This window comes from Mesorhizobium sp. BR1-1-16 (genome assembly GCF_020165495.1).
Taxonomy (GTDB): Bacteria; Pseudomonadota; Alphaproteobacteria; order Rhizobiales; family Kaistiaceae; genus Kaistia.
On sequence record NZ_JAIUIE010000023.1, the window covers coordinates 1 to 17,531 of the forward strand.

13 protein-coding genes are annotated in these 17,531 nt (G+C 60.6%); 11 read left to right on the forward strand and 2 right to left on the reverse strand.

Annotated features, from left to right (window positions below; translation table 11 throughout):
• Positions 1–623: 623 nt before the first annotated feature.
• The 11 genes from LB518_RS24245 to LB518_RS24285 all read left to right on the forward strand — a co-directional run bounded on the left by LB518_RS24245 (position 624) and on the right by LB518_RS24285 (position 14,693).
• Entirely contained in the window at positions 624–926 is a 303-nt protein-coding gene (locus tag LB518_RS24245; RefSeq protein ID WP_224580463.1) for a hypothetical protein, read from the forward strand.
• Positions 923–1,555: a RhuM family protein gene (rhuM, locus tag LB518_RS24770; RefSeq protein WP_286198848.1), complete on the forward strand. Its 633-nt coding sequence runs from the start codon at positions 923–925 to the stop codon at positions 1,553–1,555. The genes LB518_RS24245 and rhuM (LB518_RS24770) overlap by 4 nt, the downstream gene beginning before the upstream one ends.
• A complete protein-coding gene (gene rhuM, locus LB518_RS24775) occupies positions 1,546–1,947 on the forward strand; it encodes a RhuM family protein (protein ID WP_286198849.1) in 402 nt (133 codons plus the stop codon). The genes rhuM (LB518_RS24770) and rhuM (LB518_RS24775) overlap by 10 nt, the downstream gene beginning before the upstream one ends.
• Positions 1,948–2,228: 281 nt before the next feature.
• Positions 2,229–2,603, forward strand: a complete 375-nt coding sequence (locus tag LB518_RS24255; RefSeq protein WP_224580465.1) for an XRE family transcriptional regulator — start codon at positions 2,229–2,231, stop codon at positions 2,601–2,603.
• Between the two features lie 47 nt (positions 2,604–2,650).
• The gene (locus LB518_RS24260) at positions 2,651–2,818 is read left to right on the forward strand and encodes a hypothetical protein (RefSeq protein WP_224580474.1); all 168 of its coding nucleotides are present in this window, start codon (positions 2,651–2,653) and stop codon (positions 2,816–2,818) included.
• A gap of 1,703 nt (positions 2,819–4,521) precedes the next feature.
• Complete coding sequence (locus LB518_RS24265) at positions 4,522–5,181, forward strand: type II toxin-antitoxin system death-on-curing family toxin (protein ID WP_224580475.1); 660 nt, start codon at positions 4,522–4,524, stop codon at positions 5,179–5,181.
• A 63-nt stretch (positions 5,182–5,244) separates the two neighbouring features.
• Positions 5,245–5,379, forward strand: coding sequence for a hypothetical protein (locus LB518_RS24780; RefSeq protein WP_286198850.1), 135 nt, complete (start codon positions 5,245–5,247; stop codon positions 5,377–5,379).
• 1,282 nt (positions 5,380–6,661) lie between these two features.
• Entirely contained in the window at positions 6,662–11,083 is a 4,422-nt protein-coding gene (locus tag LB518_RS24870) for a DEAD/DEAH box helicase (protein WP_224580476.1), read from the forward strand.
• Positions 11,080–13,113, forward strand: coding sequence for a hypothetical protein (locus tag LB518_RS24275; protein ID WP_224580477.1), 2,034 nt, complete (start codon positions 11,080–11,082; stop codon positions 13,111–13,113). Before LB518_RS24870 ends, LB518_RS24275 begins: the two co-directional genes overlap by 4 nt.
• A gap of 149 nt (positions 13,114–13,262) precedes the next feature.
• The gene (locus LB518_RS24280) at positions 13,263–13,517 is read left to right on the forward strand and encodes a hypothetical protein (protein ID WP_224580478.1); all 255 of its coding nucleotides are present in this window, start codon (positions 13,263–13,265) and stop codon (positions 13,515–13,517) included.
• A gap of 73 nt (positions 13,518–13,590) precedes the next feature.
• Positions 13,591–14,693 (forward strand): IS3 family transposase gene (locus LB518_RS24285; RefSeq protein ID WP_224580479.1). Its coding sequence is split into 2 segments (ribosomal slippage): positions 13,591–13,852 and positions 13,852–14,693, totalling 1,104 coding nucleotides; the frame shifts between segments, so codons are not numbered across the junction.
• A 200-nt stretch (positions 14,694–14,893) separates the two neighbouring features.
• Here the strand turns inward: LB518_RS24285 and LB518_RS24290 are convergent.
• Both LB518_RS24290 and dgt read right to left on the reverse strand, forming a co-directional pair.
• Positions 14,894–15,691 (reverse strand): hypothetical protein, encoded by a 798-nt coding sequence (locus tag LB518_RS24290; RefSeq protein WP_224580480.1) that lies wholly within the window; start codon positions 15,689–15,691, stop codon positions 14,894–14,896.
• Positions 15,691–17,163, reverse strand: a complete 1,473-nt coding sequence (dgt, locus tag LB518_RS24295) for a dGTP triphosphohydrolase (RefSeq protein WP_224580481.1) — start codon at positions 17,161–17,163, stop codon at positions 15,691–15,693. Before dgt ends, LB518_RS24290 begins: the two co-directional genes overlap by 1 nt.
• Positions 17,164–17,531 lie beyond the last annotated feature (368 nt).

A 17,531-nucleotide genomic window follows, 5' to 3' on the forward strand; every position in this document is an offset into this window, starting at 1 on the left:
GTTACCCTTGAAGGTGGATGTTCGGTACGGGTAGTGATGGCCGTCAACAAGCGAGAGTTTGTCGGTCTCAACGCTCACGTCGCTGCGGGGTGACGCAGGTTGACAAAAGTTTACATTAAGTTGACGCCGACGAAAAAATCACGCCGATGTAAACCACCTGTGCGCCCGTGGCAGAGCCTTCACGGGCAATGATCCCGCATGAACACTGCGCTTCCTCCTGGTGTTAGGGCGAGCTCAGCGATCTGCAGGACAAAACTGCGGACTCGAAGCGATCCATGATGCATCAACGCAGAGAAACTGAGGCAGAGCCTACTCGAATAGGTATTCCAGAGCTCATTCCGCAGACGGCGCAGTGGCGATCATCGCGTCGAGGTCGCTCACTTCGAGAGCACCCGGCGCATTGTCCCTGGCGCTCGTGCTGTCTCTTGATGCTCTGAACGGTCTACCGGTCGATCTGTTGGAGTTAAGTCCAATGACGACGGCAGCGCTCAGGCGGAGTTCGCACAGGAATTCCATCCTCCACATTGCAGAGGGCGCGCCTTGGACGGCGTGCCTGCAGCCTCCAATGATACTAAGCTCCGCGACGCAGTTTCATCCGAGTCGTCGCTTTCCTGAGTTGCCTGATGTATCGCTTCACGTCCGCCCACAATGAGCGCCCGGCGCATAATATTACGATTGAAGGCGTCGACGACGGTGCCTCCACAAAGTCGCTCCTGACGGCGCTGGTTCGGCCCAATCTCTACCAGGTCGACGCTTCCGTCTCCTCGCTGAGGTTGTTCGCTCGGCGCCGCGCCATTCGCGCCAAAGAAGTGACTGTGGCGATGACTATCGATGCCAGCCTGGTCCTCGGACAGGGCCGCGAGGTCTCGGCAGGACGATCTGCTCCGTGCGCGGATGTCGTCCTCGGCGGTTGGAGTGGCACATGAGCGTGGGCGAGGTCATCCTCTATGCGACCGAGGACGGCGCGGCGACTATCGAGCTCCGCGCCACCGACGGCACCGCCTGGCTGACGCAGGCGCAGATGGCAACGCTGTTCAATTCATCGCCGCAGGCCATCACGCAGCTGCTGGCGGCGATCTATCAGGAGGGAGAACTGGACGAGATCCGAACCTGTAAGCAGTTCTTACAAGTTCGCCAGGAGGGCGGTCGGTCGGTCGAACGCGCGCTGAAGCACTACAATCTCCAGGCCATCCTCGCTGTGGGCTACCGTGTCCGGTCGCCGCGCGGCGTGCAGTTCCGCCGCTGGGCCAGCACGGTGCTGGAAGACTATCTCGTCAAGGGTTTCGCGATGGACGATGCGAAGCTCAAGGGCGCTCGCACCGACTATTTCGACGAACTCATCGAACGAATCCGGGACATCCGGGCGTCGGAGGCGCGCTTCTACCATAAGCTGCGCGACATCCTGAGCCTGAGCGCAGACTACGTGAAAGGCGATCCCGGCGTCGCGACCTTCTACGCCACCATCCAGAACAAGATGCTGCACGCCGTCACCGGCCATACGGCTGCCGAGCTGATCGTCGCGGCGCCGACGCGGCCAAGCCGAACATGGGTCTGACGAGCTGGAAGGGCGGGCGCGTTCGCAAGGGGGACGTTTCCACCGCCAAGAACTATCTCGGTGATGCCGAGCTCTCCGAGCTCAATCTCGTCGTGACCATGTTCCTCGACACCGCGGAACTGAGATCGAGGCGCCGCCAGGGCATCGTGCTCGCGGAATGGGAGACCATCCTCGACGAGTTCATCCGGTCCAACGAGTTGCCGCTGCTCCGCGGCGCTGGCCGCGTGAGTGCCGATGCAGCCGAAAAGACGGCGCATCGGCTCTACCAGGCGTTCGAGCAAAGGCGGATCTCCGAGGAGAAGGCTGCTGATCAAGCCGTGCCGGAGATTGAGGAGCTGAAGCGCATCATCGATGCCATCGAGAAGACGCGGGGACGAAGGGAGCGCTCCTAAATGTCGCTCCTTCCCTGACATCCGCGACATGCTGACCCTCCAGATTAGGCCCCTCCGTGACCGCCGACGGTTGAGCGGGGTAGCCTGAGAGACATTGTCCGGTCCGCGATTGACCACATCAAGCTCGACCTTCACAGATCGAATGAAAGTGAATATAAACGCTCTTTCGTATCCAATATCCAGAAACATGGACTGTATTTATATTAAGCCATTCTATAATCCCCAATTATATATTGCTATATATGCAATACAATCAACGTATTTCGGGACATTTCGACTAGATGAACACACCCTCTTCGAAGCCATACGCCGACACGCGTCTCACCAAATTTCTGCAGAAGCGGGTCCTCGAGCTACGCCCCAAAAAGACCCAGGCCGCCATCGCGACGGAAGCAGGCTTCACGAACGTCAACATGCTGGCGATGGTGAAGTCCGGCGCGTCGAAGTTGCCGGTCGATCGCGTTCCCGGTCTCGCCAAGGCGCTCGATTGCGATCTGCGGCTCCTCGCTCGGCTGGCGCTCGAGCAGATGGTGGGCGACACCAACGCCGCCGCTTTGATGGAAGCCTTCGGCACGGTCGTCTCCAGGAACGAGATCGCCTGGCTCGAGGAGATCAGGTCGGCATCGGGTGGCACCGACCCGTCCCTGACGGCGTGAGCTCGCTCGGCCATCAGGGGGACTTTCGGGAAATGAGCCGGGATACCATGAGACCCGGTGCCGCGGATGACGATAAGCCCATTACTCTGACGCGCAACGAGGCGTTCTGGATCGAGGTCATCCGCATGGCGTCACATGATGCCGATCCGGCGCCGACGCTTGCGCTGGTCCAGAAACTGAGGCTGCTGTTCAGCCCTTGTCGATCGAGTTCGTGATCGACGTCGTGGGTACTGGAGGGGTGGGCGCTGTGGTGCCGGCCTCAGCCGATCCCCAACGCCGTATTGTGCGCCCATGGCCGCATCCAATCACACAGACGCGTTGGTCGTCAGCCGCCAACTGATCGCGGCAATCGCTGCCGACCGCAACCGGCTGACCTGCTTCAGGGCGTTGCCGAGGGAAGGGTCAAGCCGCCCAAAGCCGAGTTCGTCCAAGACGGCACCTCTCGTGAGGCCCCGTGCCGTCATGATGGGCCGGATCCTATCGATCGCCCACGGTTCGAGAGGCGATCGACGGTATCCGCCGATGGTGCCGCGCTCGCAGCAGGCGCGAGCACTGTTGCCGGAGTGCCCCACAGTTCGACGGCCCTCGGCTCGGCGCTGGTGGCCTTTCGCCACGCGTTCTACGGTTTCTGCAGGCGTGTCCTCCGCTTCTTGAGGCCGGCTGCAATGGCGGCTCGGTCACCGAACCGAACTCCCCGGCCTGATAGTCCGCAAACAGATGAGGGAAGTCGCGCTCGGTCCAGCCGAGATAGTCCGCGCTGTCGCGCCTCTGCTCCGCCGTCGCTCGCCACATCATCAGTCCGCCACGGTTCTGGCGTCCTTGGTACTGGACCAACCGCCCGGACTGCCACCAGCGCGCGACGCTGCCCCCCATCTGATCGTAAGTGTCCAGGGTTAGACTCCACCTGGAGTAGATGCATCTACCTGAGACCATCGGATTACCGCCAACTCCTTCAACGTTGAGTGCGGCACGCCGGTAGATCCATCTATGATCGCCGTGCGGATATCGGTCCGCAATCGGTGGCAATGGTCGACCGAACCTCAACTGCGACACCTTTCCCGAGCACCACCGCCGCAGGGGAGCCAAGTAGTCTGGACGAACCTCCTGAGGAGCGATTGACTTCCCTGCCGAGACCAAACATCTACGATGATGTTGCGCCCTGACCACCTAAGATCTGCTGAAGCGAACATATCCGCTCCTGAAACCCCAGGCACTCTGAGGTTGCAGGCGCCTTGACCGTGACATCGATAGATCCCCGCGGATCGGTCTGCCTGAGCGCAGCACCAGGGAAGCCGCCACAGAGAGGGCCATTGGATCTGGCGAGCTATGGATGATTGACGGAGAGCGCGGGGACGGGGAACGGCTCACTGCAGCGCCAAACTTGCGGGACGCGCCGGCAGAAAGGGCGCACACAGACTGGCGTCCGACGGACGCGCAACGCCGTCTCCACGAGCGCTGCGACGAGTTCGTGGACCGATCAGGGGTCCGATCTACAGATCGGGGCTCTCAGCAATGCGCTTCCCCCATCTGAGAAGCGAAGTCCTAGAACCGCCATGAGGGCGCAGGGGGATGCCTGCCGGTGCGCCAACGCGGGGAATGGCTATCCTCCTCTGTCGATCGATAAGTGGGAACAGCGCGAATTCTTCAACCAGATTACACGAGTACCGGCCCACAGGCTTCGCATGAGATCATGCGTTTGAGAAGCTACGGCTCGACCGGAGCAGTGATCAGACAGTACGGTGAGCGATAAGTCAGTAATGACTTAGTGTAGTTTGCATACGTATTATTACTTTCGGGTCTAGCGCGGGTCGGCAATGCGATATATTCGTTGAATCGCAAATGGCCGTCGATTTGATTGGCATGAGTGTTTGACGGAGAGGCGCTTTGAACACCGACGAAGGCGGGAATGCCTATACGAGTGAAGGTTCTGGACGCTGAAGGCGGTGTGTTGGTCGTGAGTCCTGAAATCGACCTCGCGTCGGTGATGCAACTCACTGCAGGATCTGATCTCTACCTCGAGGTTCATCCGGATGGGATTTTGCTGTCCAAGCTGGATCCTCGGCTGCTTCGGCAGCTCGCCTTCGCGCGCGAAGGCATGGCGCTATCGCAATACGCTTCGGGAACTCGCGAAATGAACGAGCCTGTCTGGCTGCTTCCTAAGCTCGTCGAAGAGATCCACGCGCTGCAAATCGAGGAGCACGGCGGCGCGCCAGGGATCCGCGATCGGGGACTGCTCGAATCGGCGCTTGGCGGTCCCGCGAACGGCTTCTCCTGTGGAAGCGATGACCTCCTCGACATCGCTGCGGCCAATGCCTTCGGCGTCGTGCGCAACCGCCCATTTATCGACGGCAGCAAACAGACTGCCTTCCTTTGCGCATATGTCTTCCTCCGGCCCAACGGGCCGATGCTCGTCGCTGAGGAGGCGAGTACGACCGAAAATGTGGTCGCACTTGCAGCTGGCAGCCTTAACGAGTTCGCGATCGGGCTGAGGCAGGGCAGCCTACGGATGACGCAACGAACGCTTGCCCAATCGCTTTGCACTTCGTCAGGCCCAGGCAAGATTTCCAAATCGCGGTAGGGCCGGCCAACAGCATCCATTGGACACCTGTCGGTCACCCGGAACTTTACCCAGAAGGCGCTCATGTCACCCGAAATCGATGAACTGGAAAATGTCTTCCGCAGCATCCGGCGCAAGCTCAGGCACGTGATCATCCTTATGGCCATTCTGCTGATCTGCACCACGATCCTGTTTGTGAAAGTGGTCATCCTCGATTGAGGAGCCCTCGCCTTCGGACCGTGGCAGCCCGTTCTCCGCGGCCTGAGGCTGGGACCTGGCGGCGAAGTGTATCCAGATCATCGGCGCGGCGACCGGGAGGAGCACTTTCGTGAGCCAGTTGATTCGATTGGCGGTGATTAGCTCCGTTAGGAGGCCGACCAAGAGAGGCGCGGGTGGGACCTAAACGCACGGACCCAGCGGCAAGCAGTAGGATCGACGCAAGCCGTGCACTTTGTCGAGCAGCCCCCCCGCTGTGGCAGCTGTTAAGCCAACGGGACCCTATCGCCACTCCGTTACCAACGTCAGCTTAGGGCCCTCATCTCGGACGTTCGGACTGGGAATCGGGTTGCCTGAACGCGGCCGTCGTAGGCCTCGCCTAGACAGCCATGGCATTCTTGCCAAGACATGCTGTGGTTCAACCATCCTCGTATCATCACTGGCGTCAATACTACTTGGTCAGGCGTCATCGCTTGCTTGAGCCTGAAGTATCACATGGGTCTCGTACACATCTCTTGATGCCGCAACCAGCCAAGCCAATCGACCGTCGTAGGGGCATGTTGACATGCTTGAGCGACGGACGTCGCTGCGGCGACCTCCTCTGACGAGGCGGCGCAGTATAAGTCGCAGCCTTCTGGGCCGTCAGCGAATGCTGAGCCAATGGTAGAAGAACCCAATCGCTAAGCCTTTGGATTTAGGCACCGGCCGCGCCATCCGTCCTTCGTCCATCACGATCAAAAAGTGAGGAAGACGAGGATCGTCAAAGGCTTGCTCACTGCTGATTTCCCGTAGACTTAGCCTCAACGGCGTTGGGGATGCACACATGAAAGGGTGAGCAAGAGATTGTGGACGCTACCCTGGGCGCTCAATTCAGGTCGAAGCCCAACATCTAGCTTGGAGTCACCCTTCAGGGCGAGCGTCCGGTGGAGCACCAAACAGGGCAATGAATCCAGCCATTGCCAAAATCCTTCCAATCGTAACAAACTGCCACAAAAGAATGATTTCAATTGGGAGGTCCGCGCTTCTCGCGTTTGCGCTAGGCAGCTAAAGAATGGCTCCGCCAGCCCTGCTCGCTCTGCACTACGCCATCACACGAGGGACAGCCAATCTCGAGCGGTTCACAACAGAATTGCCGCAGAACTCGGCTAAACGCGGGCCTTAGACTTCGGTACCGAGAATCCCCTAAATAATCGGTGAGGGCGCAACTTTCGCACTTGCGGAATTCACGCCCTGCGACAATTTTATCCTTCGCCCATTCGGGCGTAAGGTGGCGAGAGGCTTACCGGTGTATCGACTATCTAAAGGCGCCATCTCGAAATACATCCGCGGAGAGTGTCGCCGGCGTCTGCGCCTTGACCTCTACGCAGGCGTCGAGGCACGCCGCCGGGCGGATGCTCCCGACAAGGATACCGGACGCCCGGGGCTGCAGCTGATCGCCGACCAAGGTCGCCGATACGAGCGTGAATGCTATTTCACAATTACAGACATCTTCGGGGCTGACGCCGTCCGGCACGGCACGCCGAGACTATACGCCCGAGAGGAAGAGCAGGCGTTTGAGGATCTCGCCCTTGAGGCAGCGCTCGAGCACCTGCTGACACCGGGACATTTTGCCTTCGAAGTTCTCTATGAGGTCACGAACGGGTTCATCGCCGAACACGCGCTGACAGACCTGGTATCGGGTGGGCAGGGGGTATCGCTGAGCTTCGGCGCCAACCGGCCGGACATCCTGTTGTCGATGGCGCCGACCGGGAAACCCAGGCGTGTCGTGGATGCCGCTGGGAGGGTCATCGAGATCGATGCCGACGATCTCAGGGTTGGACTTAGGATCATCGACGTCAAGCTGTCCGAGCAGCCGTCGCCGGCGCATTTCGCAGAGCTAGCCTATTACGGCATGACCCTGGAGGGCTGGTTGGCGGACAAGCGCTACACCGACCGCTTTGTTGTGCTGGCAGATGCCGCCATCTGGCCTGGCTCGCATGAGGGCTCGGCCATTCGCCAGCTTGAAGCAGAGGAGATGGGCCGCGGCTCGCGGTTGCGGGACAGGCCGAGCTATTACGACCGGTTCGAGACGGACCTCGAGGACATGCCGGCAGAAGTTGTGCTCGGCCGCGTCGTTCGTTTTCTGGCGCATGACCTGCGCGAGGTGATTGCGCCGGCGGACTGGCGGGACCTACCGCTGCACATCAACAGCCGCTGCATAGGCTGCGACTATCTCGGACTGCCCTGGACCCGGTCGGGCAAGGAGCTGGACAGCATTGACCAGAGGTATTGCTCGCCCACGGCGGACCGGGAGAAGCACCTGAGCCGTATTGCGGGACTAACTGAAGGTGCGAGCGGAAAACTATCCTCCGTCAACGTCAAGAAGATCGATGACCTGGCGAACCTGTCCCCCGGTAGCAGTGTGTTCGAAACACACCAGAACTTGAGGGCAACGCGGCACATCGTTCAAGCGAGAGCTAGCACGCTTCAAAGTCGGGGGGAGGCCCGGCTGCCGGACCGTACGGGCACCTCGGCGATTATGCCGCGCTTCAGCGATGTTCGCGTGGCGCTGTCGGCGGATTTTGATGTCTCGACCGGCATCAGCTTCGCTTTGGGCTGCCAGGTCGAGGCCTATGTTCCGACGTCGGTCAGGCACGATCCAAAAACCGGCGAGGTAATGCGGACGGGCTGGGGCAAGGTACTCGTGGATGGCCAGTTCGAGCGCTGGCACCAGGCACGACTGGTATCGGACAAGACCGTCCGCGCCGAAGGCGAGGTCTTCCTCGATTTCCTCACCCGTCTGCGCGACAAGGTGCTCGACTTCTGCGACCAGATTACCAAGGCCCGCGACGAGATCGTCGGCGAATCCAACTACAAGCCCTCGATCCAGTTCTACCTCTGGGACATGCTCAATTTCGAGCAGTTCTGCCGGATGATGGGCCGGCACCTCGAGTTGATCCGAACCGCTCCTGTGGACAAGAAGAAGCGTGGGTCGGACCTCTCTCCCATGGCTTGGATATTTCCGCCGGAGGAAGTCGTGCAGGAGGCCGAGAACGTCGAGCGGAACTCGCCGATCACCATCGTCAGCGAAATGGTGCGGTTGCTGGCGGCCGACATCCCCTACCACTACGGCCAGGGTTTCATCGCCAACGCCTACCGCATACCTGTCGCCGCGGACCGGAGGGTCTTCGACTTCAGACAGCATCCCTTCTTCGCCGATCCGCTATCTGACCAGATTCCGTCCGAGCGTGGACACGAAGTGTGGGCCGGCAACAAGAGTCCCTTCAAGGATCAGACGCCGGACGACTTTCAGGAAGAGCTTCGTCGAGTGGTGCGGGAGCGCCTCGGCGCGACGCTGTCGGTGGCAAACCGGCTCCGGTACGATCTCGAGCAGACCGAGGACACAAAGCTCACCGCCGAAGCTCCCTCGATCGAGCGGGTGTTCGGAGACGGCGACAGGTTGTCGGCCGTCGCTCAGGACCTGCAGGTCATCTACCAGCATGCACGGTTGATGGATGCCGCGCAGACGCTCGAGGTTGACCTGCAGATGGCAACGCCGCCGTTCGAGCGTGAGGCGCGGTTTCAGAGCGTCCGGCTCGTAAGGCGGCTGGAGGACGAGGCCAGGAGGGAGGAGCTTCAGCGGCAGCGACTTGGTGCCCTGGTGTCAGACGACGCCGTCTGGGTATTCGAGATGTCGGAACGGTCCACCGAGGCCAAGGTCAAGCAGGATGAGTTCAACCTCTCCTTGATGCCCGAAGACAGCCTGCACATGCAGCATTGGACGCTCGGCAAGCTGGCAAACACCTTTCCCAATATGAGCCAGCATATTCCGGACTGGCGTCTTCGCCAGAAGGTGCGGAAAGCCTGCAAAGTGTCTCTGATCAGGTTCGACCGCGTTCGCCGAATCGTAGTCGTTGCTGCCGATGGCATCCTGTACCGCATGGTCGACTACGGCATCTTGGATCTGACGTTTGAGGTCGGTGCGGGGAAGGCGCGATACGGCATCATAGATCCGCTTCACATCGACTACTTCGTCGGGCCGCGGCTGCGGCCGGCGCTGAGCTCGATCGGTGTGCCCCAGATCTCCGTCGACGATCCGCTCGTCGATGCGCGGAGGGTCATTCGGTCCGGCGGCGCGGCGCCCCGTATCAAGGAAACCGGCAGCGCGGCCGTACCCTTTATCTGGCAGGCAGACATTCTTGCCCGGCCGGTGGTCAAGGACGTTAGTGCCGGTCTCGGCACGCTACCCGCGCTCGTGAGGGAGAATCCGTCTCAGGTGACGGCAATCACCAATGGCCTGACACGGCGGCTAAGCCTGCTCTGGGGGCCTCCTGGGACCGGAAAGAGTGAGACCTCGGCCGCATTGCTCGTGGCGCTGATCACCCAAGCCCGCAGCGAGGGGCGGTGTATCCGCATTGCGATCACCGGCCCAACCTGGGTGGCTGTCGACAACGTGATGCGGAAGTTGCCCGAACGACTCAAGGGACAGGACGTTCTGTTTGCGCGGCTCAAGTCGCCGGATACGTCCGAGGCCGGCATTGATCCGATCCTTCGCGACTTTGTCGTCCCGACCAAGATCGGAGACGCAGTTGCGCAGGAGTTGCTTTCTAGACTCGAAACTGGTGGCACGACAGTAATTGGGGCGACGGCGCAGCAGTTGGGTAAACTCAGCCGGTTGCGCAACAAGGACGATCCGCAGTCGTTCATCGACTACCTGCTGATCGACGAGGCGTCGCAGATGGACGTGGCGCACGCTTCCGTAACGTTCAGCGTCCTGGCCGATGGCGCCTGCGTGGCCGTGGTCGGCGACGACCTGCAGATGGCGCCCATTCACCCGATTGATCCGCCGATCGGTGCCGAACACATTGTCGGTTCGATCTATGATTTCTTCTGCAAATACCGGCACGGCCAGACCAATCCGGACGGCAGCCCCCGCTTCATCGCGCCAACCATGCTTGATGTCAGCTATCGGTCAAACAGCGAGATCATCGAGTTCGTCTCGACAACCGGCTATCCCGGACTGACGGCGAAGTGCCCGGATCAGCGGATGCTGCTGTCGACGCCTGTTCCGATCGCTCGCCCGGCCTCGGTGCCGGCGGAGCTTCCATGGTCGGACCAGATTGCCCGGATCCTCGATCCAGACCACCCGCTCGCCGCCGTGGTCCACTCTGACATGTACAGCAGCCAGCGCAACGACGGCGAAGCCAGGCTTGTGGCCTCCCTTGTCGCAGGCCTGCACGGGCGACTGGTGGATCCCCAGACGGGCCGGCCCTTCTCCGGCGCGGCCTTCTTCAAAAGGGGCGTCGGCATCGTCACACCTCATCGGGCGCAGCAGTCCGCGGTTATCGAATCCCTGATGCTGGCACTGCAACCGGATGCCGATACCGCCGAGGAGCTTTTCCGCTCGGTCGATACCGTCGAACGCTTCCAGGGTCAGGAAAAAATGGCAATGTTCGCTTCCTTTGGTCTGGGCGACGGTGACCAGATCGCCAGCGAGGAGGATTTCCTCTACAACATCAACCGCTTCAACGTCATTGTCTCCCGCGCCAAGACCAAGATGGTTGTTGTCCTCAGCCGCCGCCTGGCCGACTACCTTCCCAAGGACATCAAGGCGCTGCGGGATTCGCGGCTCCTGAAGCATCTTGTGTATGGTTTCTTGCGTACCGGAACGGCATTCTCGATGCCGGGGCTCGAGGACCTCGGTGAGTGTGAGTTGAGGGTACGATGACGAGTGGGCTGCCGGAACAGTCTCTGCTGGATGCCGGTATACTACCAGTAGGAGAGATCGCGCAGATTGCGAAACGGGAGGGGGTACGCCCGCGACCGGCGTACCAGTCCCATAAATGGTTCGCCCGCCGCCTCGCAGCCACGGCCAGGTCCCTCGCCGTTGCCGCAGCGACCCCTTCCGATCGGAACTTCTGGTCAGCCTACTATGGCGAGACGAGCTGTGAAGGAATCTCGGTCCTCGACCCGTTCATGGGGGGCGGTGTGATGCTACTCGAAGCATCGCGCTTGGGTGCCGACATATACGGCACAGATATCGAGCCCGTGGCGGCCGCGGTATCAAATTTCCAAGGTCGGCTCAGCAAACTTCCTGACCTCACTTCGGCGCTCGACACTCTCAAAGACGCGGTCGGATCAGAACTCGAACACTATTACAGGGCGACCGACGCAGAGGGAAAGGACGAGACGCTCCTCCACGCCTTCTGGGTCCAGCAGCATACTTGCTCGAACTGCGCGCACACTTTCGATGCGCATCCAAGCTTCCGCCTCGCTTGGAATGACGACGCCAAGCGCGAATGGATCGTCTGCAAGGACTGTGGGGAAGTCACGGAGCGCACCATGGCCCGGAAAGGGCATGTTTGCGCCTGTGGCAAGAAGACCATGCCGAACTCTGGCCGGCTGGATCACGGCGCTGCGATCTGCCCGTGCTGCGGTCAAAAGGATCGGCTGATAGATGCCGCGAAAGTGAGCGGCACGTCTCCCCGGTTCCGTCTCTTCGCCGTCGAAACCATTCCCGCAGGCGCCGAGAAGAAATACGCCAATACCCTCCGGCGAATACGGGCGGCCACCCCAAAGGACGTCGCTGTCTATGAGGCGGCCCGGAACCGGTTGCAGGCGGAACTGCAGCGCGACCCCGAGTTCCTAGCGGCCGGACCGATCCCGAAGGAAGGGCGAAGCGACAATCGCCTCGTTCAGTACGGCTATGCGGACTACCGCGACCTGTTCGGAGCGAGGCAAAAGCTGCACCTGGGTCTGCTGGCGCGGGCGATCGGCAAGCTCGACGGAGCAGTCGGCGATGCCATGAAGGTCGCATTCTCCGATCACCTCACCACCAACAACCTGCTGTGCGCCTATGCAGGCGGTTGGCGCCGGTTGACCGGGCTGTTCTCAATCCGCGCCTATCGGCATATTGCAAGACCGGTGGAACTCAATCCTTGGCTTGAGAAGAACGGCAGGGGGACGTTCCCCAACGCAGTCAGGGCCGTGCAACGGGCGGCTAGGGCGATGCGCGAGGCAACTGAGCCTACGATCGCCGACGGGGTGCGAGCAGTGAGGTGGTTTGAGCCCGGCAGCTGGGACGTTCGCTGCCAGGACGCTCGCCACCTTTCCCATATCGCCGATGCGTCGGTCGACCTCGTCCTGACCGATCCTCCCTATTTCAACTACATCGCATACTCCGAACTTGGCCACTTCTTCGTGCCCTGGATGGTCAGGCTCGGGATGGTCGGCCCTGAGCACCTCCCGGCGTTCCCTGCCGGACAACTTGCCAAGCCCGGGGCTGGGCTCGATGCCGCCAAAACATTTGGAGAAAGCCTCGGGGAGGCACTTGTCGAGGTTCGGCGGACCTGTAAGCCTGGCGCCAGGGTCGTATTCACCTATCAGAACCTCGACGGGCGAGGCTGGCAGTCCCTTGCTTCGGCGTTAGCCGTGGCAGGCATCCGCCCTGTCCGGATTTGGCCAATGTACGGTGACAACAGCGGCGGGCTCCATAAGCGGGCCAATTCCATCTCATGGGATTGTGTCGTGCTGTGCCGGCTGGAGGAGGTTGGTGTGGTTGGGCCGATTGCGGACCATTCGCAGGCCGGGGAGATCGACGCCGAGTCCTGGAGCGAACATCTCAAGCAGGCCGGTCACAAGCTGGCGCCGGGCGACCTCCGCAACCTAACGCACGCTGCCGCGATGGTCGAAGCGTTCAACAGCGCCTGCCGTGTTCCAACGGTGCCGCTGGCGGGGCATGCCGCCCTGGCGGTCTGAACGAGCCACCGGCGAGAATATCGAGGGGCAAGGGCAAAAGGCCTGACGACCACTCCGGAGAAACCAGGCCACCCTTGAGTCTACCTGCGGCTCACCCCGTCAGAGCCATTGTTCGTGCCGTAGCCGAAAGTGTTGTCGACCTTGTGCCGTTGAACCCAACCAAGGCGGAAACCGGGGAAGAGAACTGGCGCGATCAGGTTACCGAGCGGTCCAACGAGCATGACGCAACCCTGCGTGAGCGCGATCAGGCACTCAACCCAGCAACCACGATTGATGGCGTAACTGCGCAACTGGCCCAGACCCTTACACAGCACTGCCCGGACGGCCCCGGTCACGAGATCTACTTCCTCGACGATATGGAGATGACGTGCCCCCGGCTTTTTGGCCCGTTTGGAATGATCTGATCCCAGGAAACTGGACCGCTTTGAGTTAGAGTTTTCCGTGTCCTGATCCCTTGGCTGGGAGGAGCGGAAGACGATGAAAGCGAGCAAGTTTTCGGAAGCGCAGAAGGTGTTCATTCTCAAACAGGGCGCCGAGGGCGTGCCGGTGGCGGAGATCTGTCGCAAGGCCGGGATCAGCCAGGCGACCTACTTCAACTGGAAGAAGCGCTACGACGGCATGACGCCGCCGGAGATGCGACGGTTGAAGCAGCTTGAGGACGAGAACGCCAAGCTGAAACGGATCGTGGCGGATCTGTCTCTCGACAAGGAGATGCTGCAGGACGTCATCCGCCGAAAAATCTAAGGCCTGGTCGCAAGCGCAAGCTGGTGAGCGTGATCTGCGAGGAGTGGAAGGTGTCGATCCGGCGGGCCTGTGGGGCCCTCGAGTTCGATCGCTCGACCTTCCACTATCGGTCACGCAAGCGCGATCAGGCCGGGATTGAGGCAAGGATCAAGGCCATCTGCGAGACCCGTGTGCGGTATGGCTATCGCCGCGTCCACGTCATGCTTCAGCGCGAGGGCTGGGACATCAACATCAAGCGAACGCACAGGATCTACAATGAGTTAGGTCTGCAACTCCGCAACAAAACCCCCAAGCGCCGGGTCAAGGCGAAGGTGCGCGAGGATCGTGCGCCGGCGACGCGACCGAACGATGTCTGGGCGATGGATTTTGTCCATGACCAGCTCGCCGCGGGCAAGAAGATCCGGGTCCTGACGGTGGTCGATACCTTCTCCCGGTTCTCCCCGGTGATCGACCCGCGATTCAGCTATCGGGCGGAAGACGTGGTCGCAACGCTCGAGCGGGTCTGCGCCCGGACGGGCTATCCGAAGACGATCCGGGTCGATCAGGGCAGCGAGTTCGTGTCGCGTGACCTGGACCTGTGGGCCTATGCGAAGGGCGTCACGCTCGACTTCTCCCGGCCCGGCAAGCCCACCGACAATGCCTTCATCGAGGCTTTCAATGGGCGCTTCCGGAGCGAGTGCCTGAACACACACTGGTTCCTGACCCTTGCCGACGCGCGGGAAAAGATGGAGGATTGGCTCAGATACTACAACTGCGATCGGCCGCACTGCGCCATCGGCCATAAGCCCCCGATCACGTTGCAGAACCCCGGCGGTGCCGCCAGCCCACCGCCGTGAAAGAGGCAGGAAACTCTAGCCTCAGGTGGTCCAAAGATTGGGACCGGATCAGGAACTGGAATTTTCCAGTTCCGGCTGGCCCAGAATCGGGGTGCACGTCGCGGTGCGCCAAGCATCGGAAATTTTATCCCTCTCGATGGTGGCGGGCATCCGCTTCCGACCCAGCAATGACCAGCCATCGGCACGGTCAAGCTTGGGCGTTACGGGTAGATTGTGTTCAAGCAGGAAGAGGCACGCTTGCCCCTTGGTCTCCGGTGGCGCATGAGCTGCTTGAACTGTAGGCCGTTTGAGGTCTCCTGACAGTGCAGTTCACCAAGAGCCACGTCCAGATCGAGTTCACGGGTAAAACGATACGCCCCGGAATGAGCCAGCGCATACTGGACTACAGCGGCGCGGTGCTCGGCGAGCCCCGCCACCAGATAGTCTGCCAGTTTTGGCGACAAGGACTGTTGCCAGTCGAACAACACTCGCAGCGTTCGAACAAGAGTGCCGACTTGGTGCGGGTTCGCCTCGAGGTTGATGTCTACGATGCCCTGATGGAGGTTCGACCAGAACGAGCCGGAGCGGCTGATTGTCGATGTGCGGCAGTGATAAAGAATGGCGTCACAATCAAAGAACGTGGTTTTGACGAGGTCGGTAAGCGACTGAACCGCCACGAGCCCGGCACTGACCGCCCAGGTTCTCTCCAGTGCCCAGATGTCGAACTCGAACCGGCCGTATCGAATGCGGTACCCGCCGAAGCGATTAACCTCGGCACCCATGGGACGCAGGACGTTCTCAAGGACTCCCGCCGGTGTATCGACCACCAGATCGACGTCAGAATTGAAGTTTGCACTGCCAACACGAGCAAAATCTCTGGGCAGGCCCCCAAAGATCGCGACCTCACCGAATCGGTCAAGGTGGTCAACGAGGCGACCTATGTCGTCTCCTTCGCTGCCGCGAATGAACGCGGCGATGCCGGCGCTGAGGTGTAGATCGTGCTGGTCGGCCGACTGCATCACTTGGCGCCGCGCTCCCTCAAATCCTTGAGAAGCGATACAGCGAACGAGTCGGTCATACCGGAGACCATGTCGGTCATGAGCTGCAGCTCGCGGTAACGAAGAGGCATTTTGTTGGTCTCGCTCACCGCAACACGGCGATAGTTCTCTGAGATCCGCGAATAGACGTAGTTCGAGAGCGGCGGCCGCTTGGCGTTGATATCGGCTTCGTCTTTCCGATCTTGGATTGCTGCCCAGAAAATGTCCATGAGACCATGGATGGTTTGATGCCCTTTGAGCTCTACTTCGAGTACCTGACGGTGATTGTAGATGTGCGATTTCGCGAACTTCTTCAGGCATTTCCAGAGCTGAACCGACCGAGAGGCGGCCATCAGCTCCCGGTTGAACTGGCCTTTCATGATCGGGTCGTAGTTAGCGACGAACGCGTCCGTCGCTGCGACGACCATCTCGCCTATGCTGGCGACACGCCACATCTGCAGCGTGATGTCGTCCAGCTCGGCTGCCGAAAGAGAGTCGTGCCGGAACTCCTCGTGCCTTTGTGTCGCTTTCTTGACGATTGCATCGACAACGGCGTCACCTGCGCCATGATGCTCGAGATAGCCGATCAGGCTATCGAAATTGACCAGCCCCTTCTTAGCTGCATCCTCGATGTCCACGACCGAGTAGGCGATGTCGTCACAGGCTTCCATGATGAAAGTCAGCGGATGACGAACCCCTTCCGAAAGCCCGGTGACGCTCCAGACTTCCTTGGCGATATCTGCCTCGGACTGAAAGAAATTGAACTTCTTTCGCGCCAGAACGCCGTCGTCAGTCTTGTCGGATGATGAGGGGTACTTCATGAGCGCGGCGAGGAACGCATACGTCATATTGAGCCCAAAATCGTCGTTCACGATCTGGAGCCGCGTCAAAAGCCTGAAAGCCTGAGCGTTGCCTTCAAACTTGAGAAAGTCGAACTTTTCGGCCTCGTTGAGGCCGCCGAAGAACTCGCCGCCTAACTCGTTTTCCTTGGCCTCCATCCATGAACGGATGGCCGCTTCGCCTTGGTGGCCGAAGGGAGGATTACCCAAGTCGTGGGCCAGTCCGATGGCTTCGAGCAGTGCAGGAAGATTTCGCTGGGCATTCACCGCTTCCGGGAACGAGACATTGTCACGGTGCTCGTATACAATGGCGGTGCCGATGCTGCGCGCCATGTTTGCGACTTCATGACTGTGGGTAAGACGCGTGCGAACGCTGTCATGCGCCTCGAGTGGGAAGACCTGTGTCTTGTCCTGCATTCGCCGAACAGGTGTAGAGAACAGGATCCGGTCGTGGTCGCGCTCGAGCTCCATTCGGTGCTCCACCGGCTTGGTGTGCTGAGTTGAGGGCCCCTTGCCGCCCTTGGCCCGATCTTTGCGGCGCTCTGAGTTTAGAAGGTGCTCCCACTGCAGTGCCGGCAACACGTCCCCCGTTTTTTGTTTACGTTTCGTTCTCATTTTATCATGCCGATTCGTCGGCCGAAATACCATAGTGCATTGAAGCACCATTTCGTTAACCCAGCCACCAACGGTCGTCGCTGGCAATGGGATGTGAATCGGCGTGGTAGGGTGCTTTTTGCACGGACATCGAGCCTGGACCAAGGCGCTCGTGCCGCACCGGGAAGAGAAATTGCTAGTGTACCGATTCGCCGACGAGCGAAGTGGTGGCCATCGACCCGCCGCGCGCCCTAGGCAAGCTGTAGCCGTTGCGGTAGCCGACAGCCTGTGCCTTTTTGTCTGAATCTGTCGGGTCGCTCGGCCGTCGTGAGGTGGCGAGATGATGGATCGTTCGAGCAATGCATTGGGGCGGCCCGGCCGAGGTATGT